This is a genomic window from Mycolicibacterium arseniciresistens, from assembly GCF_030519285.1.
GTDB classification, from domain to species: Bacteria; Actinomycetota; Actinomycetes; order Mycobacteriales; family Mycobacteriaceae; genus Mycobacterium; species Mycobacterium arseniciresistens.
Genome location: NZ_JAUMSQ010000119.1, coordinates 1 through 19,637, shown reverse-complemented (window position 1 = coordinate 19,637; position 19,637 = coordinate 1). Strand labels below are relative to the sequence as shown.

Here is a 19,637-nt window from a genome sequence, read left to right as displayed (position 1 = left end):
GCGGCCGCCACCGCGTGCAGCGCCTGGTGCAGGGCGTCGCCTGCGACCTCGAGCACCCGGCTGTCGGCGCCCACCTCGCGGGTCGGTGACCAGCGGTCGCGCAGCATCGCAACCAGCCGGCGGTGGTCGAGATCGAGTGCAGACTGCTCGGCGACGGCGTCGGCGGGCAGCGGGGTCGCAGGCGGCACCACCGCGGGCAGGCCGGCCAGCACCGCCACGGCGCCGTGGGCGTCCGGCGCCCATGCCGTCGCCCCGAGCGCGGTGGCCCGGACGTCGTCGTAGCCGAACGCAGGTCCGCCGACCACGACGGGCACCCCCGCGCCGGTGCCCGCCTCGATGAACCGCCGCGTCGTCGGCAGCGAAGCCAGCACCGAGCAGCTCACCGCGATCGCGTCGGGCCCGAGGTCCTGCAGGTGCTGGCTGAGCCGCAACGGCGTCGTGGCCGCGCCGAGCAGCGTGCTGTCCCAGCCGTTGGCGCGCAGCGCGCAGGCGATGATCATCGCGGGCAGCGCGTGCCACTCCCGCTCCGCGCACGCCACCAGGACGCGGCCGTGCGTGACCGGCACCTGCCGGACGTGCCCGGCCACCGCCGTCGTCGCCGCGACGGCGATCGCGGTGGCGGCGTGCTCCTCGGCGACCGTCCACTCGCCGCGCTGCCAGCGGGACCCGACGGTGCGCTGCGCGGTGGCGACCACGTCGGTGAGCACCGCCACCGGATCGGCGCCGTCGGCCAGCAGGCGTGTCACCAGCGTCGTCGCGGCCACGGCGTCGTTGGCCGAAAGGGCGTCCTCGTAACTGTTCAGTGCGTCCGTCAGGACGGCGGTGTTCACCTCCCGCACGTCACCGCGAGCAGCGCGATGTCGTCGTGCGGGCCGCCGTCGACGAATTCGATGACGTCCTGCTCGATGGCCTCACACACCACATCGGGCGCGGCCCCGGCGTATGCGGGCAGCAGGGCGGTCAGCCGGTCGACGCCGTAGAAGCCGTCGGCGCCGCGGGCCTCGTCGACCCCGTCGGTGAACATCAGCAGGGTGTCGCCGCGCTCCAGGCGCAGCGTCGCGGTGCGGTACTTCGCCTGCGGCGCCAGCCTGATCGCGGTGCCGAAGATCTCCACCTGCTCGACGACGCCACCGGCGCGCAGCACGATCGGGGCCGGGTGGCCCGCCACCGCGATCTCGACGTCGGCCCCGCCGTCGGCGGACGTCCTGACGCGCGCGCACGCCACCGTGACGAACTGGTCGGAGCCCGGATCCCACAGCACGTGGTTCAGGGCACCGAGCACCACGGCGGGCCGCGGGTCGAAATATGCTGCGGTGCGCAGACTCTGGCGGGTCTGACCGGTCAGCGCGGCGGCCTCGACGCCCTTGCCGCAGACGTCGCCGAGCGCGAGCAGCCAGTCGCCGTCGGCCCCGAACACGTCGTAGAAGTCCCCGCCGATCTCGAGATGCTCGGCCGAGGGCCGGTACCGCGCCGCCAGCCGCATGTCACCCACCTCGGGCAGTGCGGGCGGCCGCAGGCTGCGCTGGAGAATCGACGCCACCCGCCCCCGCTCCTCGTAGAGCCGGGCCGAGTCCAGTGCGACCGCCGCGCGGGAGGCGACCCGCTCGGCGAACGCCACCTCCTCGCCGTCGAATCCGCGGCCCTGCCCGCGGGTCATCATCAGCACGCCGACCGTCGCCCCGCGGGCGGTCAACCCGAGCAACAGCACGTCGGCCGGTCGCAGGGCGTCCACCTGCTCGCGCAGCCGGGGATGCCGGATGATGCCGAACATCCCGTGCTCGGCGGCGCCGGTCGCGTCCGCCCCGATCCCGAAGTGCAGGAGCTCGCGGTGGCCCGTGCGCAGCACCCGGTCCGTGGCAAGGCCGTCGATCACCGACCGGGGCACCACCTCGGTGAACGCGACGTCGTCGCCGCCGTGCACCTCGAGTCCGCCGGTGCGGTTGTCGGGCATCACCAGTGCGGCCCAGTCGGCGATCGCGGGGCGGATGAGGCTGAGCACCCGCAGCACCGTCCTGCGGTAGTTGAGCGAACCGGCGAGATTGACCTCGATGGAGTCCATCAGCCCGCGACGCTGCGCCGCAGCGGCCAATTCCGCCTGGATCGCCGACGGCTGCTGCGCCATCCGGTTACTCGCCATCGCCTTTCACCGTAGCCGCACTCGCCCGCCTGATCACTTCACGAGCAGATCGGTCGGATACGCTGTGATCCGTCGCCCGATCCCCGCGGGTCCGGTGGCGACGATTCCCGGGTTCAGCCTGAAGCCTCCTGTGAAGTTGTGTGCGTCGTCGACGGCGCCGAGACGAGGTGGGCTGTGACGGCTGAAGACCATCGCGAGCAATGGCTCGGCAGCGTCGTCGTCGTGCGCGCGTCCGGCGCGATCGACATGCTGACGGCACCGGCGCTGACCGATAAGGTGCGGGCGGTCGTCGCGCAGGCGCCCACCGCGGTGATCATCGACCTCACCGACGTCGAATTCCTCGCCTCCGCCGGGATGCAGGTACTGGTCAACACCCACAACGAGGTCACGCCCGCGGTCCGGTTCGCCGTCGTCGCCGACGGTCCGGCGACCAGCAGACCACTCAAGATCACCGGCCTCACCGATCTGATCACGCTGTTCCCGACACTGGACGATGCCCTGGATCACATCGCATCGTGACCTGCCGCGGGGAGTGACTCCGCGGGGAAGCGGGTAGCCAACGAAGACCATGGCTTTCGCAGACTCGCTGACCGACACCGCCGACGCCGCCTTCGTCCGGACCGCCGCAGCCGAAGCCGGTGCGGTGAGCAGCCTGAGGGAGGAATTCTCCCGCTGGCTGCGCAACGGTTTCCGGCTGGACGCGGTCCGCTACAGCGACATCGTTCTCGCGGTGAACGAGGCGATGGCTAACGCCGCCGAGTTCGCCTACCGGGACGGCGGGCGGGACCGGACGTTCTGCCTGCAGGCCCGTCGTGAGGGACCGGGCGTCCTGGCCGTCACCGTCGCCGACCGCGGGACGTGGCGGGAGGCCGCACCCGCCTCGAAGGCGTCCGCGCGGGGCCGCGGCATCCCATTGATGCGGGCACTCGCCGACCGGTTCGCCATCGACCCGTCGCCACAGGGCACCCGGGTGTATCTGGGATTCGACGGGTGCGCCGCCACCTTGCGCCCGGTCGCGTCGGTCTGACGGAAATTTTTCCCGCCGGAGGTTTGGTTACTCGTTGCAGTGGGAACGAGATGCCCACCGGGCCCCCTGCTGATGGAGTCACTCCGTGACGATCGCATACCTGCACGGTCAGGCACCCGCGTGCCGGCCGCCGACCGCATCGCGGGTCGCGGCTGCCGGCAGTACCCGCGGACGCGGGGCGTCGCGGCGCACGACGGTGAGGGTGTGCGGCGAGGTGGACGCCGCCAACGCCAAGGATTTCGCGGTCGCGGTGTACGAGGCGATTCCCGCGGACGCCCGTTCCGTCACGCTGGACCTCACCGACCTGGACTTCATCGCGGTGGACGGCATCGCCGCCCTGCACGCCGTCAACGCCCACCTGACCCGCAGTGACGCCACGTGGCATGTGGTGCCCAGCCGCGCGGTGAGCCGCGTCCTCGACCTGTGCGACCCGGTGGGCCTGATCCCGCGGTCGATGCCCGAACGGGCCCGCGGCGCGACCGCCTGAACCGTTGACCGCCCTGCCTGCGGGCTGCTAGTCATACACGGGACGCATTGTTGAGCGATCGCTCAGTGCAAGCAGGGAGCCACGATGACCACCGCCGCCGCGGTCTACTACGACCCCTACTCCATCGACATCGTCAACGATCCCTACCCGACCTACGCGCGGCTGCGCGAGGAGGCGCCGCTCTACTACAACGAGCGCTACGACTTCTGGGCCATCTCCCGGCACGCCGACGTCGAGGACGCGCTGTCGAACTGGCAGACGTTTTCGAACTCCCGCAGCGACATCCTCGAACTCGTCCAGTCCGACTTCGACATGCCCGAGGGCGTGATGATGTTCGAGGACCCGCCCGTGCACAGCATGCTGCGCGGCCTGATGTCGCGGGTGTTCACGCCGCGCCGGATGGCCGAGATCGAGGACCAGATCCGCCGGTTCTGCATCAGCTGCCTCGACCCGCACGTAGGCACCGACGGCTTCGACATCATCGCCGAGCTCGCCGCCATGATGCCGATGCGGGTGATCGGCATGCTGCTGGGAATCCCCGAGTCCGAACAGGTCTCGGTGCGCGACGCCAACGACGCCAACCTGCGCACCCAGCGCGGCGCGCCGATGAAGGTGGTCGCCGCCGACAGGATCGCCGACGGCCGCATCTACGCCGACTACGTCGAGTGGCGCTCGCACAACCCCTCCGACGACCTGATGACGGCGCTGCTCAACGTGGAGTTCACCGACGCCGACGGCGTCACCCGCAAGCTGACCCGCAAGGAGGTGCTGCACTACACGCAGGTGGTCGCCGGTGCGGGCAACGAGACCACCGGCAGGCTGATCGGCTGGCTGGCGAAGGTGCTCGCCGAGAACCCCGACCAGCGCCGCCGGGTCGCCGAGGACCGCTCGCTGCTCAACCGTACGATCGACGAGACGCTGCGATTCGAGCCGACCGGCCCGCACGTCGCGCGCTACCTGGCCCGCGACCACGAGTTGCACGGCACCACGGTGCCCGCGGGCAGCGCCATCCTGCTGCTGTTCGGCGCCGCCAACCGCGACCCGCGCCGCTACCGCGACCCCGATACGTTCGACATCGGCCGCGACAACATCAGCCACCTGACCTTCGGCAAGGGCGTGCACTACTGCCTCGGCGCGAATCTCGCCCGCCTGGAAGGCCGGATCGCGCTCGACGAGCTGCTCAATCGGTGGCCCGAGTGGGGCATCGACCACGACAGCATGGAGCTCGCGCCGACATCCACGGTCCGGGGCTGGGAGCGGTTGCGGATCGTGGTGTCCTAGACCGATGACGACGACTCCCGAGGACTTCCTCGCCCTCACCCACGCCAAGGGCCGCTACTGCTACACCCTGGACACCCGCGACTGGGCGGGGTTCGGCGACCTGATGACCGACGACATGGAACTCGACGTCAGCGACGGCGGCACCGGCGTGCCCGTCATCACCGGCCGCGACGCCGCCGTCGACATGATCCGGTCCTCGCTGACCAACGCCCGCTCCGCCCACCAGGTGCACACGCCGCTGATCGAGGTCGACGGCGACGAGGCCACCGTCGTGTGGGCCATGCAGGACCGGGTGGTGTGGGAGAACGGTCCCGCGCTCACCGGTTACGGGCACTACCACGAGCGCTGGGTCCGCCAGGACGGCGCGTGGCGGATCAAGGCGCTGCGACTGACCCGGCTGATCATGGAGTTCACCACCCCCGGGTCCTGACGGCCGCGCGCGCAGCTCGCCCGCCGACCGGGACAATGGCGTAGGTGAAGTTCGATCTGCTCACCCCCGGCATCGAAGTCGGCCTGGTGACCACGAATCCCGACCCCATGGTGGCGTTCTACGAAGGCTTCCTCGAACTGGAGTTCCAGGGGGAGCTCGAGTTCCCCGGCGGCAGTCAGCGGCGCTACACGCTGGGCAACGGCGTGCTCAAGCTGGTGACGTACAGCCCGCCGCCGCCGCAACCCGCGGCGCCGGGCGGCGGGCGGGCCCAGGCCGGCGTCCGGTACGTCACGATCGGGGTGCAGAACCTGCGCGCCGTCGCCGAGGAGTTCGCCGCGTCGCCCTACGACATCGTCGAACCGCTGACCGAGTTCGCGCCGGTGCCGGGGATGGGCTGGATGTTCGTCGCCGACCCCGACGGCAACTGGATCGAACTGTTCGGGACGCTGTAACCATGGCCTACCCGTATCCGCAGCAGTCGCCGGCCGAGACGCCGACCTGTTACCGCCATCCCGACCGGCAGACCTACGTGCGGTGCAACCGCTGCGGGCGGTACATCTGCGGTGAGTGCATGCGCTCCGCGGCGGTGGGCCATCAGTGCGTCGAGTGCGTGAACGCGGGCGCCAGGACGGTGCGACCGGTGCGCACCCCGTTCGGCGGCCGCGCCGGCGCCACCAAGCCGATGGTCACCTACGTGCTCATCGCGGTCAACGTGCTGGCGTTCGTGCTGCAGACCGCCATGCCCGAACTCGAGCGCGAGCTCGTGCTGTGGGCGCCGGGAGTCGCGTCCGGCGAGTGGTGGCGGCTGGGGACCTCGGCGTTCCTGCACTACGGCATCACCCACCTGCTGTTCAACATGCTGGCGCTGTACTTCGTGGGACCCCAGCTGGAAGCGGCGCTGGGCCGGCTGCGCTTCGGCGCGCTCTACGGGTTGAGCGCACTGGGCGGCTCGGTGCTCGTCTACCTGCTCTCGCCGCTCAACACCGGCACCGCGGGCGCATCCGGCGCGGTGTTCGGCCTGTTCGGCGCGACGTTCGTGGTGGCGAAGCGGCTCAACATGGACATTCGCGGGATCGCGGCGATAATCGTGCTGAACCTCGTGTTCACGTTCGTATACCCGCTGATCAGTTCGCAGGGCATCAGCTGGCAGGGCCACATCGGCGGGCTGGTCACCGGTGCGGCGGTGGCCGCGGCGTACGCCTACGCCCCCCGCGAGCGGCGCGACCTGATCCAGGCCGGAGTGACGGCAGCGGTCCTGGTGGTGCTGGCGGCGCTGGTCTGGTGGCGCACCGGCGAACTGCTCGACCTGTTCGGCGGCCCGTTGCGCTAGGACCGCAGCTGCGGCAGCACGTCGCGCTGCCAGGACTCGAAGAAGCCGTCGAGGTCCGGTCCGATCTGCTGGACGAAGACCTCGTCGACCCCGGCGTCGAGGTACTGGCGCACCTGTGCGGCGTGCTTGTCGGGATCCGGGCCGCATGTCACCGACTCGGCGACCTTCTCCCGCGGCACCAGAGCGCCGGCGTCGGCGAAGTCGCCGGGGCGCGGGAGTGTCTGGGCGAGCTGGCCGGGCAGGCTCTCGTTCGGCCACAGCCGGTGCGCGGCGTCGAGGCCCTTCTCCGCGTCGCGGTCCCAGCTGACCTTGGTGCCCGCCTGCACCGGCTTGTCGCCGCCACCGGAGTCGCGGAACGTCTTGATGAGCTCGGCGTCCGCCATCGTGGTGGCGAAGCCGTCGCCGATGCGGCCGGCCAGCTCGGCGGCCTGCGGGCCGAAACCCGAGACGTAGATGGGCACCGGCTGCTCGGGCAGCGTGTAGATGCGGGCCTCCTGCACCTCGTAGTGCAGGCCGTGGTGGCTGATCTCCTTGCCGCCGTGCAGCAGCCGGATCACGTCGACGGCCTCCTCGAGCATCTCCAGCCGCACCCCGACCGACGGCCAGTGGTCGCCGAGCACGTGCTCGTTGAGCGCCTCCCCGCTGCCGACCCCCAGCACGAACCGGCCGTCCAGCTGGACGGCGGCGGTGGCGGCGGCCTGCGCGATGATCGCGGGATGGATGCGCATGGTCGGGCAGGTGACGCCGGTCGCGACGGGCAGCGACGTCACCTGTGACAGCGCACCGATGACTCCCCACACGAACGGGCTCTGGCCCTGTTCGTCGTTCCACGGGTGGAAGTGGTCCGAGATCCACAGGGACTCGAAGCCCGCGGCCTCCGCACGCTTGGCCTGGTCCACCAGTTCGGCAGGGGTGTACTGCTCACACGAGAGGAAGTATCCGATCTTCGCCATGGCGCGGGGGGTACCCGCCGCGGCCGCGGCTACGCCTGATCCCGCGCTGTGTGCGCTACCCGTTGTGCTGCGTCGGGCTCTGCGGGGACTCCCACTTGCTCTCCAGCGAGCGGGCGACCACCGTGCCCGCCGGATACTCCTGCTGGAAGGTCTCGCCGTCGGTGTCCTGGAACGTGACGGTGAAGACGGTCCCCTCCGGCGTCTCGTCGGCGCTCTTGAACACCACCTGGTACGGCTGTGAACCGGACCCGCGGTCGACGTCGACGACGTCGCCCTCGGCCACGTCGTCGATCGGATCGTTGGCAACGTTGGACATGGCCCCGACGGTAGCCGACGGCTCGGGGCATGCACGCTCAGGTCATACAGACATTGGAGAACAGCAGCACCGGCCAGGACGCGATCGAGCCCAGGAACGAGATCGCCAGGTCGGCGCCCTCCATGCCGCGCAGGTGCTCGGTGTGGGTGCTCGACCAGATGACGCCGACGATCAGGTACGGCGTGCCGAGCAGCAGTGCGATGCCGATCAACTCGGCGATGCTGAGCTTGTAGGCCAGCAGCTGACGAAGCTTGGTCTCCATCGGTGTCCCCTCCATCCACTCCACCGGAATGTTAACGGGCGTTCGTGACTCACGGGGCGGATCACACGGATGAGAACCGCTGTTGTCAGTCGAATACCGCGCCGGTGCGACGTCGATGTGTACGGCTGTTTTCGTGAGAATGTGTTCCCGTGTGCGCCGCCGGTGTGGCACGCTGACGGACATGGCAGTGCCGGGGGAGAGCCAGCCGACAGTCGAGGACCGCGTGTTGACCAGCAGTGACACCCGCATCACGATCAGGCGCCGCACCGCGCGCTGGTCCGACGAACCCGTCACCGTGGCCGACGCGATGGATTTCTGGTCGTTCGCGGCGGGCGCGGCCAACGTGATCATGCAACTCTCCTCGCCGGGGGTCGGCTACGGCGTGGTGGAGAGCAAGGTGGACTCCGGCAACCTGCTCAAGCATCCGTGGAAGCGGGCCAGGACGACGTTCCAGTACCTCGCGGTCGCGATCCTCGGCACGGAGGCCGACCGGGCGGCGATGCGGGAGGCCGTCAATGGCGCCCACCGCCACGTCAAGTCGGAGCCGGAAAGTGCGGTGCGCTACAACGCCTTCGACCGCGACCTGCAGATGTGGGTCGCCGCATGCCTTTTCGTCGGGCTCGAGGACACCTACCAGCTGCTGCGCGGTGAGATGACCCCCGAGCAATCCGAGCAGTTCTACCGCTCGGCGTGGACGCTCGGCACCACCCTTCAGGTCACCGAGGACCAATGGCCGCCCAGCCGAGCCGGTTTCGACGAGTACTGGAACACCGCCTGCGCACGCGTGGCCGTCGACGACACGGTGCGCGCCTACCTCGAGGACCTGATCGACCTGCAGATGATCCGGGCGCCGCTGCGGGTGACGTCACGGCGCCTGCTGAGATTCCTCACCATCGGCTTCCTCGCCCCCGTGTTCCGCGACGCCATGGGGGTGCGGTGGAGTGACGCCGAGCAGCGATGGTTCGAAAGGCTCTTCCGGACAGTCGCTCTCGTCAATCGGTTTCTTCCGCCGTTCATCCGGCAGGGCGGCAGTCTGGTGCTGCTCGCCGACGTCCGCCGCCGCATCCGCCGCCACCGCCCGCTGATCTGACCATGGACACGCTGCGCCGCCTGCTCGCCCGCGAGTTGACCGTCGCAGGATTGCTCGAGCTGGGCATGTGGCTCGCGATCCCGTATCTCGCGATCGGCATCGGGTTCACCTTCTTCCAGCCGGAGTTCGCCCGGCTCGCCGAGCTGCGACTGCAGGCCACGCTGCCTGCGGGCGCCAATCTGGTGGCCTTCGGCGAGTCGGTGCTCTACTGGCCAGTGCTGCTGCTCGCGCCAGAGGTGTGCGCGGCGGTCTAGCATTCGCCAGGCCCGGCGCGGGATCATGGCCCGATGGCCGACAGTGCGACCGATCAGGCGATCGACGAGCTGTACCGGGCGGCGCCCGAAGAGTTCACCGCGCTGCGGACAGAGCTGGCCAAGAAGGCCAAACAGGGCGGTGACGCCGAAGGGGCCAAGGCGATCTCGGCGTCACGCAAGCCGACCACCTCGGCGTGGGTGGTCAACCGGCTGATCCACGACGACCCCGAGATCAGGTCGCGGCTCACCGATCTGGGGGAGCGGCTGCGCAGCGCGCACTCCACGATGGACGGTGAGCGCATAAGGCAGTTCTCCGGCGAGCAGCGCCGTCTCGTCGTGGAGCTGACCCGCACGGCGTTCCGGGTCGCGGGCATCGCCGACCCGTCGGCGGCGCTGCGCGATGACGTCACCGACACCCTGCAGGCGGCCGTCGCGGATCCCGACGTCACCGCCCGGCTCGGCCGACTCGCCAAGGCCGAACAGTGGTCGGGGTTCGGCGAGTTCGGCGAGATCTCGCAGCTCTCCACGACGGCGCGCGGCAGCAGGGCCACGTCGAAGGCCACCCCCGCGCCTGCGCCCGCACCCGACGGCAGCGCCGACAGGGACGGCGCCGACCGGGACAAGGAAGACAGGGACAAGGCCGAGCGGGAGCGGCGCGAGCGGGCGAGGGCCGTGCTCGCGGCCGCCGAACGGGCGAAGGCCGAGGCCGACGAGGCGATCGCCGAGCGGCAGAGCGACCTGGCCACCGCGCGACTCAAGCGCGACGACGCGCGCAACCGGCTGGCCAGGGCGGAAGAGGCGCTCGAGGAGGCCGAGCAGGCCTACGCCGCAGCCAAGCAGGCCGGCCGCGACGCGGGCGCCGTGGTGAAGGAGGCCAAGAGGGGCCTCACCCGCGGCTGACCACCGTCCATGTGTCCCGGGTCATGTCCGCGGGACCCACGTGGGCTTGGCGACAAACGATAGCCGACTCCCATATCGGGAGCCTACTCTCACTTACATGTCGACACTTCTGCACCGGCTGGGCCGCTACGCCTTCGCCCGGCCCTGGCACGTCATCGGCGTGTGGCTGGCGCTGATCGCCGTCGTGGCAGGCATTCTCGCGGTCAACCCGCCCAAGGTCTCCAACGAGATGCGCATCAACGGCACGCCCGCCCAGCAGGTCATCGACCAGCTGGCCGAGCGGATGCCGGAGGCGTCCGGCGGGCAGGGCCTCATCGCGTTCGCCGCGCCGGCAGGCGCCCGCATCGACGACCCGGCGCACCGCGACGCCGTGCTGGCCGCCGTCGACGCCATCGCGCACAGCGACCACGTGCTCGACCCGAACGAGATCGCCAGGGCCGAACTGGCCAAGGGCCCGGCCAGCCCGACGCTCGCCGCGTCGGCGGCCATCGCGCAGGCGCAGGTGCACGCGCCGGCGCCGGAGAATGCCCCGAAGCCGATGCTGGTCGACGGCCGACCGGTGCCCGGTGTGGTGGTCTCGGCCGACGGCGCCGCCGCGCTCTACCAGTTCTCCTTCGACAAGCAGACCGCCGAGCTGCCGACCGGCACCATCGAGCACACCGTGGACGCCGCCCGGGACGCGCTGGGGCAGAGCGGCATCGAGGTGCTGCCGTCGGCGAGCATGCTGCAGATGCCCGAGATCATCGGTGTCGGCGAGATCATCGGCGTGATGGTGGCCGCACTCGTCCTGGTGATCACGCTCGGCTCGCTGGTGGCCGCCGGGCTGCCGCTGGTGACCGCGCTGACCGCCGTCGCGATCGGGGTGGGCGGCACCTTCCTGTTCTCGCACCTGGTGAACATGCAGTCGATGACGGCCGTGCTGGCGTTGATGCTCGGCCTCGCCGTCGGGATCGACTACGCCATGTTCATCGTCAACCGGCAGCGCCGCCTCATCCTCGACCGCGGCCTGTCGGCGGCCGACGCCGCGGCGCGGGCCATCGGCACCGCGGGCAGCGCAGTGGTCTTCGCGGGCACCACGGTCGTCATCGCGCTGGTGGCGCTGACCGTGGTCGGCATCTCGCTGCTGACGCCGATGGCGCTGGCCGCCGCGGCGACGGTGGTGGTCGCCGTGGCCTCCGCGATCACGCTGCTGCCTGCGCTGCTCGGCCTGGTCGGCGAGCGGATCTGCTCGGCGAAGGCCCGCGACGAGGCCGCCGCGTCCGACAGCGACACCGGAAGCCACCGGTTCGCCTCGGCGTGGGTGGGAGCGGTGCTGCGGCACCGTGTGCCAGTCGCGATCGCCGGCGTCGTCGTCACCGGCCTGCTCGCGGTGCCCGCACTCAACATGTCACTCGGGCTGCCCGACGGTGGCAGCTACAACGAGGGCACCCCGCAGCGGGCGAGCTACGACCTGGTCGGCGAGCACTACGGCGCGGGCTTCAACGGGCCCCTGGTGGTGATCGCCGAACCGGCCGCGAGCGGGGCGCTCACCACGGCCGACCTCGTCGACACCTACAACGACCTGCGCCGGATGCCCGGCGTGGAGTCGGTGAGCCTGGGCACCGTCAGCGACACCGCCGACACCGCCGTGTTCTCGGTGGTGCCCACCGCGGGACCGACGGACGACGCGACCGCCCAGCTGGTGCGCGACATCCGGGCGCACGCCGGACCGCTGTCGGAACTGCGCGACGTCGACCTCGGCGTCACCGGTGTGACCGCGATGGGCATCGACACCACCGACCGGCTGGCCGAGGCGATCCCGCTGTACATCGCCGTCGTCGTCGGCCTGTCCCTGCTGGTGCTACTGGTGGTGTTCCGCTCGATCGCGGTGCCCGTGAAGGCGACGGTGGGCTTCCTGCTCAGCGTGATCGCGACGTTCGGCGCCACCACCGCGCTGTTCCAGTGGGGCTGGTTCCAGCAGCTCATCGGGCTGAGCGCCACCGGGCCGATCCTGAGCCTGCTGCCGATCATCGTCATCGGCGTGTTGTACGGCCTGGCAATGGATTACGAGGTGTTCCTGGTCTCGTCGATGAAGGAGGCCCACGTGCACGGCCACCGCGGCGACGATGCGGTCACCCACGGGTTCGCCCAGGCCAGCCGGGTGGTCGCGGCGGCCGCGGTGATCATGATGGCGGTGTTCGCGGGCTTCGTGTTCAACGCCGACCCGATGATCAAGCAGATGGGCTTCGCGCTGGCGTTCGGTGTGCTGATCGACGCCTTCGTGGTGCGGATGACCGTGGTGCCCGCGGTGATGTCGATGCTGGGCGACCGCGCCTGGTGGCTGCCTCGGCGGCTGGCCGGTTTCCTGCCCGACCTCGACATCGAGGGCGACAAGCTGAACCGCCGCCTGGCCCGCAACGCAGGTGAGGACGCGCCGGTCCGGGTGTAGCCGGTCGAATGTGCGGCGTGTCGTCGAGTGTTCGGCAGAATGTCGACGACACGCCGCACGGACGGCGCAGGAGGAGGCTCGCGATGCGTCGGATACTCGCCGCTTTGGCCGCTCTGACGATCACCATCGCCGGCGCCCCGTCGGCGGTTGCGGGCGGCCCGACGGCGGGCACCGCGACGATCACGCTGACGTTCATCCGGCACGCCCAGTCCGAGGGCAACGCCTCCGGTCTGATCGACACGTCGACGCCGGGCCCGGGCCTGACCGCACTCGGCCGCGAGCAGGCGGCGGCCACGGCGGCGCATCTGAGCGGCAACGACTACGACGCCGTCTTCGCCTCGACGATGGTCCGCACGCAGCAGACGGCCCAACCCATGTCGGCGGCGCTCGGCGAAGCCATCACGGTGCTGCCCGGTCTGCGTGAGGTGGAGGCGGGGAAGTACGAGGGCTTACCCGAGGCCGATGCGGCGGACTACTTCTCGGCGCCGCAGCGCTGGCTGGCCGGCGACCGGTCGGCCCGCATCCCCGGATCGATGGACGGCAACGAGTTCGACGCCCGCTTCGACGACGCGGTGCGCCAGATCCACGACAGCGGCGCCCGGCATCCCGTCGCGTTCTCGCACGGGGCGGCGATCATGTTGTGGGTGATGATGAACGTCGACGACCCGGACCCGTCGCTGTTGCGCAGCGAGCCGCTGCAGAACACCGGCCGGGTGGTGCTCACCGGCAGCCCGCAGCAGGGCTGGACGCTCACGGAATGGCAGGGCGCACCGGCCTGACCGCCGAGTGACCCACGCCACACCCCGTGCGGTTGCTGGTCCGCCCCACGTCATCTTCTCCGTCGGCCACCTGCGCGTTAGGGTTGGCCCAAGCATCCGACGATCGGGAGCACACATGAAGATCCGGCTGTTGCCATACGTCAACCTCGAGGTGGACGACCGCCTGCGCCAGGGGATCCGCCGGCGCGGCGAGCGACTGCGGCTGAACGTGCGGGCATACCTGCTCAGCGCCGCCGACGACGTCGACACCGCGGGCGACCGGGTCCGCGGCCTCTGCGACAAGGCGGTGACCCGCGTCGACTCGGTGGTGGCCGGCGTCAACGACCGGATCGCGCCGTCGGCGCCCCGGCCGCATCTGCGCCCGGTCGCCGATCGCGAAGCCAGCTGATACCCGCCGCGCTGCCCGCCACCTTCCGCGCGGACTGACCCCCGCGCCCGCGGAGCCCCAGCGCCGCACTCCGCCTACGGTGGTGGGTGCTGCCCGCCGACGGCGGCAGGACCGGAAGGGGTGCGCGGCTTGGTGGGCCATGGTTTGGCGGTGCTCTTCGCACTGCTCGCAGCGGTGTTCATGGCGGTCGGGATCGTCGTGCGGCAGCGCGCCACGATGGACGTGCCACCGGAGAAGGGCGTCAGCACCCTGATGTTGATGACGCTGGTGCGTCGCCCGCTGTGGTGGGCGGGCACCGGATCCGCCGTCGCCGGGTTCGTGTTCCAGGCGCTGGCACTCGGCTACGGATCGCTGATCCTGGTGCAACCGATCCTCGTGTCCGCCCTGCTGTTCGCGCTTCCGCTGAGTGCACGCCTGGCCGGCCGGCGGGTCAGCCGCGCCGAATGGCTGTGGGCGGTGCTGCTGACCGCCGCGCTGACGGTGTTCGTGGCGCTGGCCAAGGCCAAGGCGGGCGACTACGACATCTCGGTCCCGGTGACCGTGGGGGTGGCGGTGGTGTGCGGCGCGGCGGTGCTGGGTTGCATCGCCATCGCGGTCCGCGCCGTCGACTGGCGGCGCGCGGTGCTGCTGGCCGTCGCGGTCGGGGTGCTCTTCGGTGTGGTGGCGGTGCTCACCAAGATCGTCATGCACAACATCACCGAGGGCCGGGTGGAGGCGGTGGTGACCACGCCCGCGCTGTACCTCGTCGTCCTGCTCGGTGTGGGCGCGACGCTGTTGCAGCAGTCGGCCTTCCACGCGGGCTCGCTTCAGACCTCGGTGCCGACGATGCTCGTGCTCGAACCAGCGGTCGCCGTCGTGCTGGGCTCGGTGCTGCTCGGCGAACACCTGTCGATCACCGGATGGGAGCCCGTCGCCCTGATCGTCGCGATCGCCGCGATGGTGGCGGCGACCATCGCCCTCGGCCGCGAGGAAGGCGCCTACGAAGCCGAACTCGAGGCCGTGGTGCGCCAGCCGTAGCGGGTCCGTTACGGGTTGATCGTGTTCTCGCCGATCTGGCGTCCCCACACGTACTCGATGGCGATGGGCTGGCCGAGTTCGATGTGGTTGTACGGGGCGAGTGAGGCGCCGGTGTCCATCACCAGGTACGGCGCGGGGAACAGGTCGCGGGTGACCTTCTGCCAGCAGCCCGGACGGCCCTCGGGGCCGCCCTTGGCGTTCACCCGCGGCAGGTTGTCGGGGTACACCCACGGGTTGGCCGCGCCGACGAGCGTGTTGTGCAGGTTCACCGAATAGCCGTTGCCGCCGTTGAACTCGGTGAACTTGGGCTCGTTGTCGTGCCAGTTGCGGATGGTGCAGTACAGCGCGGGGCTGTACTCGTCGAGCGTCGCCGAGGTGCGGATCAGGTCCTCGGACCCGCGGACCAGGTACGGGCCGCCGCGCTCGAGCACGTCGCCGCCGGTGTTGCCGAACCCGACCGCGGCGATCAGCGCCGCATCGAGGTTGCCGCGCTCCTGGTTCAGGGTGCGCGCGGTGGTCACCGCGTTCTCCAGCCCGTCGAACAGGTCGGGCGCCGCGTCGGCGTACACCTCACCGAGGTCGGCCAACCCCTGGACGTCGCGGCGGAGCTGGGGCATCTGCGGGTTCACGTCGGCGAGGATCTCGTTGCCGTTGACCACCGACTCACCGAACCGGTCACCGAGGCCGTCGAGCGCCTCGGCCGCCGCGGTCAGCGTCTGGTTCAGCTTGATCGGGTCGACCTGCTGGGCGACCTCGACCACGGTCTCGAACAGCGTGTTGAACTCGGTGGTCACGCCGGTCACGTCGACCACCTCGGCCGGGTTCAACCGCTGCGGCACCGGGTTCTCCGGCGTCGAGAACGACACGAACTTGTTGCCGAACACCGTGGAGGCCTTGATGTCGACGTCCACGTTGGCCGGGATGAGCGACATGTACTCCGGATCGATGTCGAGCAGCAGCCTGGCCCGCGGTTCGTTGCCGACGCTCTCCGGCTCGACCTCGGCCACCCGCCCGATCTGCACGCCGTTGTAGGTGACCTTGGAACCCGGGTCGGTGTTGAGGCCGGCGCGGTCGGCCATCACGGTGAGGCGCGTCACCGGGGTGAACGACCCGCGGAACTGCAGCCAGACCAAGACCAGGACCACCACCATGATCAGAATGGTGATGACGCTCGCCGTCTTCACGGGCGGATCCCAGCGCCAGTGCCGGAACCGTTTTTGCAGGCCGGTATCCACAGGTGCTTCCTCCCCGGATGGTCGTCACCTCGGCCGTCAGCATATAAGTTAATGACGATTCCGACAGTTAAAGTGACCTAACTTTTTCAACCCTCGTCCGTCTGCCGCAAGCCAGTGCGGCACACATCACGCAGCGCCGCCACTGCGACGCAGGTCACTCGTCCGCGGCGGCGGCTCAATGCATAGAGTGGCTAACGAGAGCCACGCCGAGAGGACACCCGATGCTGACGCCACTACCGGCCGACGAGTGGGACGACGACACCGACCGCGCCCTGGACGGCACCGTGTCGCCGGAGCGGCGCAACCCCACCGACGCCGGGAACGCACTGGCGACGCTCGTGCGCCACCCGGAACTGGCGGGCAAGTTCCTGCCGTTCAACACCTACCTGATGGAGGGTTCGTCGCTGCCGGCGCGCGAGCGGGAACTGGCGATCCTGCGGGTCGCCCACCGCCACGGGTGCCGCTACGAGTGGGTGCACCACGTCGCGATCGGCAAGCAGGCCGGCCTCACCGACGCCGACGTCGAGGCCGCCCGCACCGGAGAGGCCTCCGGCGCGTTCGACCGCGCCGTGCTGGCGGCGGTCGACGAACTCCACGACGGATCGCGGATCACCCCGGGCACCTGGGAGGCGCTGGGGGAGCACCTCGACGACCGGCAGCGGATGGACCTGCTGTTCACCGCGGGCGGATACGGGGTGCTGGCGACCGCGCTGAACACCTTCGGCGTCGAACCGGAGGAGTGGGCGGGCAAGCCGGAGCACTACCAGGCCTCCGCTTGAGACCAGCACCGCCTGAGTCAGGGCCGCCCGATCAGCACGCCGCGCGCGCCTTGGCGGCCGCCGACTCCGGCATCGGCTCGTACCTCGTGAAACGACGGGTGAACGAACCGGCGCCGTGGGACAGCGACCGCAGGTCGATCGCGTAGCGGGTCAGCTCGATCTGGGGCACATCCGCCTTCACCAGCGTGCGGTCCCCGCCCACGGTCTCGGTTCCCAGCACCCGGCCGCGACGTGCCGACAGGTCACTCATCACCGCGCCCACCAGATCGTCGGGGACCAGCACCGACACCTCGTCGACCGGTTCGAGCGCGGCGATGCTCGTCGCCGATGCCGCATCGCGCAACGCCAGCGCGCCGGCCGTCTGGAACGCGAAGTCCGACGAGTCGACGCTGTGGGCCTTGCCGTCGACCAGCGTCACCCTGATGTCGACGACCGGGTATCCGGCTGCGCCGTTGCCGGTGAGGCCCTTGGCCATCTGCGCCCGGACACCCTTCTCCACGCTGGGAATGAACTGACGCGGCACCGCGCCGCCGACGACCCGGTCGACGAACTCGAACCCCGAACCGGCGGGCAGCGGCTCGACCTGGATGTCGCACACCGCGTACTGACCGTGGCCGCCGGACTGTTTGACGTGCCTGCCGTGGCCTTTCGCCGCGGCGCCGAACGTCTCGCGCAGCGGCACCCGCAGTTCCACGACGTCGACGGTGACGCCGTAGCGGCGGGCCAGCGCATCGAGAACGACGTGGGAGTGCGCTTCGCCCATGCACCACAGCACCAGCTGGTGCGTCTCGGGGTTCTGCTCGACGCGCAGGGTGGGGTCCTCGGCGGACAACCGGGCCAGGCCGACCGCCAGCTTGTCCTCGTCGGTCCTGGCGCGGGGCGCCACCGCGATGGGCAGCAGCGGCTCGGGCATCGTCCACGGCTTGAGCACCAGCGGAGTGTCCTTGCCGGACAACGTGTCTCCGGTCTCGGCGTGGCTGAGACGGCCGATCGCGCAGATGTCGCCCGCGATCACCGACGGGGCGGGGCGCTGTTGGCGGCCGAGTGGAAAGGACAGCGCGCAGACACGATCGTCGTCGTCGTGGTCCGCGGGTCCGGCGCCGAAGAAGGACGAGAAATGGCCCGACACGTGCACCGTCATGTCGGGCCTGATCGTCCCGGAGAACACCCGGGCCAGGCTGACCCTGCCGACGTAGGGATCCGACGTCGTCTTCACCACCTCGGCGAGCAGCGGGCCGTCCGGGTCGCAGCACAGCCCGGCGCGGTCGGCGCCCTGCGGCGTGAACACCTCCGGCATCAGGTGTTCCGGCGGCGACGGGAAGCCGCGCGCGACGACGTCGAGCAGTTCCCGGGTGCCGGTGCCGGTGGTGCTGCACACCGGGATCACCGGGAAGAACGACGCACGGGCGACGGCTTTCTCGAGGTCCTCGATCAGCACCGACTCGTCGATGTCCTCGCCGCCGAGGTAGCGCTCCATCAGCGTCTCGTCCTCGGACTCCTCGATGATGCCCTCGATCAGGCCGCCGCGCAGCTCCCCGACCCGGTCGTCGTCGGCGGGAGTGCGGGCGAGCAACCCGACCAGCCCGTCGCCGGCAGGCAGGTACAGCGGGAGAACCCTGTCGCCGAACGCATCCTGCGCGGCGGCCAGCGCGCCGGAGTAGCTGGCCCTGGCGTGGTCGAGCTTGGTGATCACCACCGCCCTCGGCATGCCCACCGCGCTGCACTCCAGCCACAGCGACCGCGTCGGCTCGTCGACACCCTCGTTCGCCGGGATCACGAACAGCGCGCAGTCCGCGGCCCGCAGGCCGGCGCGCAGTTCACCGACGAAGTCGGCGTACCCCGGGGTGTCGATCAGGTTGATCTTGACGTCGCGGTGCCGCAGCGACGCCAGTGCCAGGCCGACCGACCGCTGCTGGGCGATCTCCGCCTCGTCGCTGTCGCACACGGTGGTGCCCTCGGTCACCGAGCCGGCGCGGTTGAGCACACCGCCGGCCACCAGCAGTGCCTCGACGAGCGTCGTCTTGCCCGCACCGGAGGGGCCGACGAGGGCGACGTTGCGGATGGCCGCGGGCCGGTCCGCGGTGACGACGGCGGAGGCGCCGCCGTGGGAGGTTGTCGTCCTGTCGGCCATGACGATCCCTTCGCCCGGGCCGCGTCGCCCGGTGCACCGTCAAGAATTCTCCGATGGGAACGGCAGCACAAGGGTGGCCGGTGCACGTCCTCGAATGTGAGCAGTTCCGGACACCACCCGCCGTCTCCGGTGAAAGGGCAGCCCAGCGGCCGTACGGCGACAGCGATGACCGACGCCGAACGCGAGTTGTGCTGTCAGGAAACGCGATTGAAGCTTGACACATGGATCACCGCGACTACGCCCGCTTCCTGCCCGCCGGATTCCGTCCCGAACCGATGACCGCGCCGACCCCGACGTGGTGGCCGTGGCGGGGCCGCACCGTGCACATCGCGCGGGCCGCCGCCCCCGGCGCCGCGGTCCGGGTGCTGGTGATCCACGGCGGCGGGGGCTGGTCGGGGGCGCTGTGGCCGCTG

General features: G+C 70.6%; 22 protein-coding genes and 1 pseudogene. 16 read left to right on the top strand and 7 right to left on the bottom strand.

The window, feature by feature from the left end; all coding sequences use genetic code 11:
- Positions 1 to 830, bottom strand: an 830-nt coding sequence (locus Q2100_RS16395; RefSeq protein WP_302914936.1) for a cobalamin B12-binding domain-containing protein, incomplete at its 3' end; no start/stop codon positions are given.
- A complete protein-coding gene (locus Q2100_RS16390) occupies positions 827 to 2,137 on the bottom strand; it encodes a PP2C family protein-serine/threonine phosphatase (protein ID WP_302914935.1) in 1,311 nt (436 codons plus the stop codon). The genes Q2100_RS16395 and Q2100_RS16390, both read right to left, overlap by 4 nt.
- 174 nt (positions 2,138 to 2,311) lie before the next feature.
- Here Q2100_RS16390 and Q2100_RS16385 point away from each other — a divergent pair, with 174 nt between their 5' ends.
- The 7 genes from Q2100_RS16385 (at position 2,312) to Q2100_RS16355 (ending at position 6,692) form a co-directional block, all read left to right on the top strand.
- Positions 2,312 to 2,656, top strand: coding sequence for an STAS domain-containing protein (locus Q2100_RS16385; RefSeq protein WP_302914934.1), 345 nt, complete (start codon positions 2,312 to 2,314; stop codon positions 2,654 to 2,656).
- Positions 2,657 to 2,705: 49 nt separating this feature from the next.
- Positions 2,706 to 3,164, top strand: coding sequence for an ATP-binding protein (locus Q2100_RS16380; RefSeq protein WP_302914933.1), 459 nt, complete (start codon positions 2,706 to 2,708; stop codon positions 3,162 to 3,164).
- 85 nt (positions 3,165 to 3,249) lie between these two features.
- Entirely contained in the window at positions 3,250 to 3,651 is a 402-nt protein-coding gene (locus Q2100_RS16375) for an STAS domain-containing protein (RefSeq protein ID WP_302914932.1), read from the top strand.
- An 84-nt stretch (positions 3,652 to 3,735) separates the two neighbouring features.
- Positions 3,736 to 4,932, top strand: coding sequence for a cytochrome P450 (locus Q2100_RS16370; protein ID WP_302914931.1), 1,197 nt, complete (start codon positions 3,736 to 3,738; stop codon positions 4,930 to 4,932).
- Between the two features lie 4 nt (positions 4,933 to 4,936).
- Positions 4,937 to 5,362, top strand: coding sequence for a nuclear transport factor 2 family protein (locus Q2100_RS16365; protein ID WP_269895975.1), 426 nt, complete (start codon positions 4,937 to 4,939; stop codon positions 5,360 to 5,362).
- Between the two features lie 44 nt (positions 5,363 to 5,406).
- On the top strand, positions 5,407 to 5,814 hold the full coding sequence (locus tag Q2100_RS16360) for a VOC family protein (protein ID WP_264011626.1): 408 nt from the start codon (positions 5,407 to 5,409) through the stop codon (positions 5,812 to 5,814).
- Between the two features lie 2 nt (positions 5,815 to 5,816).
- Positions 5,817 to 6,692, top strand: coding sequence for a rhomboid family intramembrane serine protease (locus tag Q2100_RS16355; RefSeq protein ID WP_264011627.1), 876 nt, complete (start codon positions 5,817 to 5,819; stop codon positions 6,690 to 6,692).
- On the opposite strand, the gene Q2100_RS16350 is transcribed toward Q2100_RS16355, so the two are convergent.
- The 3 genes from Q2100_RS16350 to Q2100_RS16340 are packed head-to-tail and all read right to left on the bottom strand — an operon-like array spanning position 6,689 to position 8,223.
- On the bottom strand, positions 6,689 to 7,645 hold the full coding sequence (locus Q2100_RS16350) for a TIGR03557 family F420-dependent LLM class oxidoreductase (protein ID WP_302914930.1): 957 nt from the start codon (positions 7,643 to 7,645) through the stop codon (positions 6,689 to 6,691). The two genes, Q2100_RS16355 and Q2100_RS16350, sit on opposite strands and share 4 nt — an antisense overlap.
- 55 nt (positions 7,646 to 7,700) lie before the next feature.
- Positions 7,701 to 7,961, bottom strand: coding sequence for a hypothetical protein (locus Q2100_RS16345; protein ID WP_302914929.1), 261 nt, complete (start codon positions 7,959 to 7,961; stop codon positions 7,701 to 7,703).
- A gap of 37 nt (positions 7,962 to 7,998) precedes the next feature.
- Positions 7,999 to 8,223 (bottom strand): hypothetical protein, encoded by a 225-nt coding sequence (locus Q2100_RS16340; protein WP_264011630.1) that lies wholly within the window; start codon positions 8,221 to 8,223, stop codon positions 7,999 to 8,001.
- A gap of 181 nt (positions 8,224 to 8,404) precedes the next feature.
- Between Q2100_RS16340 and Q2100_RS16335 the strand changes: the two genes are divergently transcribed.
- The 7 genes from Q2100_RS16335 to Q2100_RS16305 all read left to right on the top strand — a co-directional run bounded on the left by Q2100_RS16335 (position 8,405) and on the right by Q2100_RS16305 (position 15,079).
- Entirely contained in the window at positions 8,405 to 9,313 is a 909-nt protein-coding gene (locus tag Q2100_RS16335; protein WP_302914928.1) for an oxygenase MpaB family protein, read from the top strand.
- Between the two features lie 2 nt (positions 9,314 to 9,315).
- On the top strand, positions 9,316 to 9,567 hold the full coding sequence (locus tag Q2100_RS16330; protein WP_302914927.1) for a hypothetical protein: 252 nt from the start codon (positions 9,316 to 9,318) through the stop codon (positions 9,565 to 9,567).
- Between the two features lie 33 nt (positions 9,568 to 9,600).
- Positions 9,601 to 10,467 carry a hypothetical protein gene (locus Q2100_RS16325; protein WP_302914926.1) on the top strand — a complete coding sequence of 289 codons (867 nt, stop codon included), beginning with the start codon at positions 9,601 to 9,603 and terminating at the stop codon, positions 10,465 to 10,467.
- Positions 10,468 to 10,564: 97 nt separating this feature from the next.
- Positions 10,565 to 12,895 (top strand): MMPL family transporter, encoded by a 2,331-nt coding sequence (locus tag Q2100_RS16320; RefSeq protein ID WP_302914925.1) that lies wholly within the window; start codon positions 10,565 to 10,567, stop codon positions 12,893 to 12,895.
- Between the two features lie 83 nt (positions 12,896 to 12,978).
- Positions 12,979 to 13,674 (top strand): histidine phosphatase family protein, encoded by a 696-nt coding sequence (locus Q2100_RS16315; protein WP_302914924.1) that lies wholly within the window; start codon positions 12,979 to 12,981, stop codon positions 13,672 to 13,674.
- Positions 13,675 to 13,789: 115 nt separating this feature from the next.
- Positions 13,790 to 14,062, top strand: coding sequence for a hypothetical protein (locus tag Q2100_RS16310; RefSeq protein WP_264013791.1), 273 nt, complete (start codon positions 13,790 to 13,792; stop codon positions 14,060 to 14,062).
- 129 nt (positions 14,063 to 14,191) lie between these two features.
- Complete coding sequence (locus Q2100_RS16305; protein WP_302914937.1) at positions 14,192 to 15,079, top strand: DMT family transporter; 888 nt, start codon at positions 14,192 to 14,194, stop codon at positions 15,077 to 15,079.
- An 8-nt stretch (positions 15,080 to 15,087) separates the two neighbouring features.
- Here the strand turns inward: Q2100_RS16305 and Q2100_RS16300 are convergent, their stop codons facing one another.
- Positions 15,088 to 16,302 carry an MCE family protein gene (locus tag Q2100_RS16300; protein WP_407667634.1) on the bottom strand — a complete coding sequence of 405 codons (1,215 nt, stop codon included), beginning with the start codon at positions 16,300 to 16,302 and terminating at the stop codon, positions 15,088 to 15,090.
- Between the two features lie 233 nt (positions 16,303 to 16,535).
- Between Q2100_RS16300 and Q2100_RS16295 the strand changes: the two genes are divergently transcribed.
- Complete coding sequence (locus Q2100_RS16295) at positions 16,536 to 17,093, top strand: carboxymuconolactone decarboxylase family protein (protein ID WP_302914922.1); 558 nt, start codon at positions 16,536 to 16,538, stop codon at positions 17,091 to 17,093.
- Between the two features lie 31 nt (positions 17,094 to 17,124).
- Here Q2100_RS16295 and Q2100_RS16290 read toward each other — a convergent pair whose 3' ends face one another.
- Entirely contained in the window at positions 17,125 to 19,224 is a 2,100-nt protein-coding gene (locus tag Q2100_RS16290; protein ID WP_302914921.1) for an elongation factor G-like protein EF-G2, read from the bottom strand.
- Between the two features lie 221 nt (positions 19,225 to 19,445).
- Here Q2100_RS16290 and Q2100_RS16285 point away from each other — a divergent pair.
- Positions 19,446 to 19,637: pseudogene (locus Q2100_RS16285) on the top strand (alpha/beta hydrolase); the annotation flags it as partial.